General features: G+C 32.3%; 4 protein-coding genes and 4 tRNA genes. 2 read left to right on the top strand and 6 right to left on the bottom strand.

What is annotated here, in order from left to right; all coding sequences use genetic code 11:
• Positions 1 to 71 precede the first annotated feature (71 nt).
• Complete coding sequence (locus ACH0B5_RS17665) at positions 72 to 644, bottom strand: DUF1385 domain-containing protein (protein WP_406928237.1); 573 nt, start codon at positions 642 to 644, stop codon at positions 72 to 74.
• A gap of 475 nt (positions 645 to 1,119) precedes the next feature.
• Positions 1,120 to 1,503: a hypothetical protein gene (locus ACH0B5_RS17660; protein WP_406928236.1), complete on the bottom strand. Its 384-nt coding sequence runs from the start codon at positions 1,501 to 1,503 to the stop codon at positions 1,120 to 1,122.
• Between the two features lie 464 nt (positions 1,504 to 1,967).
• Between ACH0B5_RS17660 and ACH0B5_RS17655 the strand changes: the two genes are divergently transcribed.
• Entirely contained in the window at positions 1,968 to 2,291 is a 324-nt protein-coding gene (locus ACH0B5_RS17655) for a DUF771 domain-containing protein (protein WP_158176796.1), read from the top strand.
• Positions 2,292 to 2,409: 118 nt separating this feature from the next.
• Complete coding sequence (locus ACH0B5_RS17650) at positions 2,410 to 3,522, top strand: tyrosine-type recombinase/integrase (protein ID WP_406928235.1); 1,113 nt, start codon at positions 2,410 to 2,412, stop codon at positions 3,520 to 3,522.
• Between the two features lie 148 nt (positions 3,523 to 3,670).
• Here ACH0B5_RS17650 and ACH0B5_RS17645 read toward each other — a convergent pair.
• From ACH0B5_RS17645 to ACH0B5_RS17630, 4 genes are all read right to left on the bottom strand, one after another.
• A tRNA-Leu gene (locus ACH0B5_RS17645) sits at positions 3,671 to 3,753 on the bottom strand.
• Positions 3,754 to 3,800: 47 nt separating this feature from the next.
• Positions 3,801 to 3,874 (bottom strand) — tRNA-Cys (locus ACH0B5_RS17640).
• A gap of 9 nt (positions 3,875 to 3,883) precedes the next feature.
• A tRNA-Gly gene (locus ACH0B5_RS17635) sits at positions 3,884 to 3,958 on the bottom strand.
• A gap of 4 nt (positions 3,959 to 3,962) precedes the next feature.
• A tRNA-Gln gene (locus ACH0B5_RS17630) sits at positions 3,963 to 4,037 on the bottom strand.
• Positions 4,038 to 4,071 lie beyond the last annotated feature (34 nt).

Genomic DNA, 4,071 nt, shown 5'->3' with positions numbered 1-4,071 from the left:
TTTTTTTATGCAAAGATAGAATTACAGAAAATTCAGATTTCAATTAGGTATTGAATTATTTTAATGCGACGCTAGTGGTCCGAAATAAAAAAAGAAAAGATGGAGCAACAAAAGAACAAAAAGACCACAACATTTGATCCACAACGTCTATGCGTTCTTGATTGTTTACTTACATCTGATATTGCTAGACTGGATAATAAACTATATGATGTATCTGTCATATGTTCAGCAGCATGATACTTACCTAAATTTGTCATTTTACAAATTAAACCAAATGTAACCAATATTATTGCAAGTAGTAGTAAAAAATGACTTTGAATCCATTCAGCAATTATTGATAAGGCTAGCATTGATGAACCTGATGCTATTACACTATTACGATTCATTAATAGAAGCAGAACCAAAAGTGGGAGAAATATAAATAGATAAATTTTCCACATTGCTATAATCGGATTTATAAATAAGAATAATCCACGTATTATAGGAATTTTGTTAATGACTCTATCTAACTTTGATATGTCCTTTCTTTTGGTAATCTTTACACTAATCGTTCCATCTCTGTTCCTAATTGGTTTTGAAATATATTTCTCTGAATAAAATATCACACCATTAAACCTTGCTGTACCACCTTTAATAATTGACATAATTACCTCCAGCAAATACTTTTTTGATTTCAGCAATCAACTAATTTATCTGGTTAGTTGGTGCAAAAACGTTTATGGTCAATAATGATTGCATGTGCAAAAATATTAATACATTTTTCATACTCAAGATTAGTATCACCATAAAAATCATTCAATTTATTTAATAAGAGTTCCAACTTTCTAATTAGTTGATTATTCTGTGATTGAAAATCATAACTAGGCAATAGATTAGTAATATAGTTTTCATCTATTCTTTTACTATCTTGCAAATTGTTAGTTTCAACTTTAATCATATAGTCAAGAAAACAGTTAATTACATTTAAATCCCAAAATTCTATATCTGGTTCTAGTTCAATTTCGGATAGTTCTATAAGTAAATCCATCACATAAGCTTGGTTTAAATAATAATTATATATGGAGTATAGGTTTTCATGTTAATGTGGATTTTTGTTAAGAACACCTGTTATCTCCTCAACTAATTCTCTTGTTTCATTTTTAAACCTATAATTGAATTACAACAATTCATAAAAAACATTAAAGTATAAAAGAGATTAGCTGTACAATCATAATGCTTGAATATATTATATATTCTTTTAACAGCACCAGCCCTAGAAGTACAATTTTCTACAATATCACAAATTGAAATGATATCTTTGTAGTGTATGTTTGTTTTGCATTTAACATTTTTTAATTCTTTAGCCCTCTCTATTGATTCTACGCTATATTTCTTATATTTGTTATTTCCTATCACAGGTTTAATTCCGATTCTCTCTAGCAATTTATGAACCTGACTCCTATTCATTTTATCGATATTCAATATTTCAGCAACTTCACCCACAGTATAGTATTTTTTTGACATCAAAATCCCTCCAATACCCCACTTATTATTAATTGTAAACGTAACAGTGGTAGTACGGTCAATAGTTTATAACTACCTCTATACTAACAGTATACTAATCTATTGCTTTAAAAATATAACTATTGACTTAATCTACCAACTTCTTGTATATTATATTTACAAACTGAAAACAAAGTAATTTATTACACTAAAGGTAAAACGCATTTGTGATAAGGTACTACAATATTTTCTACTTGAAGACCGCACTTATCAGTAATGTGTTTTTTATTTTGTGCATAAAAAACCACTTTGATAAATTTCTTTATAACAATAAACTTGTAAAGTAACTATTACACTTTAGATAAAATGCAAAACAAAAATGCTTTTGCAATAAGTCACAGGTCCATATGGATTCTGTTTCTTGTTGTAAAAGCATTTTTTTGTGCTGCAATGATCGAATAATTATCATGGTGGAGGTATGAAAAATGGAACAACAGCTATCAGTTAATCTAACTATCCCAATCCCGTCTGATACCGTATTAATCTCAAAAGTAGAACTGAAGGAGCTTAAACAGCAACAACTGTATGGAGTCTACTGGTCAATGAAAGATCTCGAAACAAGAATCAATCGAAAACATGAATGGATTAAAGAAAATATTCTTTATCCATCACATTTCAGAAAAATACTTGATACTGAACATGGTGGTTTTGTCTTCTATCCAAAAACAAAAGGGCAAACTTGGTCTTTTCATGCTTTAAAAATGGCAGACTTTTTGGATAAGAATTTTCACCGAATATTTTCTTCCTAGTAGCAGATATAATTCCTACTACCTTATATATAACTACAAAACAATATAAGAAATTGTTAAAATAAGGGTGACCTATTTCGGAACTGGCCACCCTTATGAAAAAAAGTGAGGGGAAAATATGGCTAGTATTAAAAAACGAGGAAAAACATATCAGTTTACTGTTAGCCATATGGTTAACGGAAAATCAAAACCTATAAGAAAGGGAGGTTTCCGCACTAAGAAAGAAGCTCAAATTGCAGCTGCAGAGATAGAATCACAGTTAAGTAAAGGACTTCTTCCTCATCTAACTCCAGTGCCAATAGATGACTATTTTGACAAGTGGGTTAGGCTTTATAAAACAAATATCAGTGTTACTACTCGAAAGCATTACGAATACACTTATAAAGCGATCAAAGAATACTTCGGGAGTAAACCTTTACAAGAGATCACCAGACATGATTATCAAATGTTTATTAATCAGTTTGGTTCTAGTAGATCTAAAGAAACAGTAGAAAAGGTAAATACCCATAATATTCGTGCATGTGTGAAGGACGCAATGGATGAACAAATTATTCATCGTGATTTTACAAGAAATGCTGTAATTACCTATACTGTACCCGCCAAAAAATCAGAAGAAAAGCATCTTAACTATAAAGAAAGCGAGATCTTATTAAAAGAGATATGGGAGAACATTAACAAGGGATTAGGTTATTCACTACTTCTACTAGGACTAACTTCTGGAATGCGCTTTGGCGAAATGGTTGGACTTACAAGGAAAGATTTTGATTTTAAAAAGAATACGATAAGAATAAATAAAACCTGGGGATATATGAAACGTCATCCTGAAGGTTTCGGACCGACAAAAAACGAACAATCTGTGCGAACGATAACAATGAATCCAACTGTCATGGCTCATTTTAAAAAACTATTTAAAACCATGCCTACAAATATTCATCAGTTGGTTTTCTATAGTCCTACCTCAAGATACAAAGTTATAAGCAACACAAATGCAAACAAGCTATTAAAGAAAACGTTAAGCAATCTTGGTATTGAACCAATCACCATTCACGGTTTACGTCATACACATGCAAGTGTTCTTTTGTATAAAAATATTTCAATTCATTATGTAAGTGAACGACTTGGACATGGTGACATTGATACTACCTTACGAGAGTATACCCACGTCATTAAAGAGTTACGAGAGAAAGAAGAGCAGGCAACAATAAAGATTTTCGAGAAAATGATTGGGTAAAACTTGTGTAAAAAATGTGTAAAATCATTCGAAAACCAATCGTTTTCAATCGAAACCTAAAAACACAAAAAAAGCTCGTAAACCCTTATATATCAAGGCTTACGAGCAAATAATTCTTTTCTAAAATTAACTTAAAAAATGTTAAAGATACCGGTGGTCGGGGTCGAACCGACACTCCGTGATGGAACACGATTTTGAGTCGTGCGCGTCTGCCAATTCCGCCACACCGGCATATTAAAAAAAGATAAAAAAAAGATCGGTCATACCGATTAAAATTTTGGAGGCGGCAACCGGATTCGAACCGGTGATAAGGGTGTTGCAGACCCGTGCCTTACCACTTGGCTATGCCGCCATAACTTTTTGGAGCGGAAGACGGGGTTCGAACCCGCGACCCCCACCTTGGCAAGGTGGTGTTCTACCGCTGAACTACTTCCGCAAAATGGCTGGGGTACCAGGATTCGAACCTGGGCATGACGGAATCAAAATCCGTTGCCTTACCGCTTGGCTATACCCCAAAAATATAATGTAGATAGTAATTCTAAGTTTATA

Origin of the sequence: Ureibacillus sp. 179-F W5.1 NHS, from assembly GCF_045369345.1 — a bacterium.
Taxonomy (GTDB): domain Bacteria; phylum Bacillota; class Bacilli; order Bacillales_A; family Planococcaceae; genus Ureibacillus; species Ureibacillus halotolerans.
The sequence above is the reverse complement of the archived record's forward strand: the minus strand, read 5'-3'. Positions and strand labels throughout refer to the sequence as shown.

Bases quoted from the DNA above. Each gene is read 5' to 3' on its own strand.
- ACH0B5_RS17665 (WP_406928237.1), bottom strand. From the start codon at position 644: ATGTCAATTATTAAAGGTGGTACAGCAAGGTTTAATGGTGTGATATTT.
- ACH0B5_RS17660 (WP_406928236.1), bottom strand. From the start codon at position 1,503: ATGTCAAAAAAATACTATACTGTGGGTGAAGTTGCTGAAATATTGAAT.
- ACH0B5_RS17655 (WP_158176796.1), top strand. From the start codon at position 1,968: ATGGAACAACAGCTATCAGTTAATCTAACTATCCCAATCCCGTCTGAT.
- ACH0B5_RS17650 (WP_406928235.1), top strand. From the start codon at position 2,410: ATGGCTAGTATTAAAAAACGAGGAAAAACATATCAGTTTACTGTTAGC.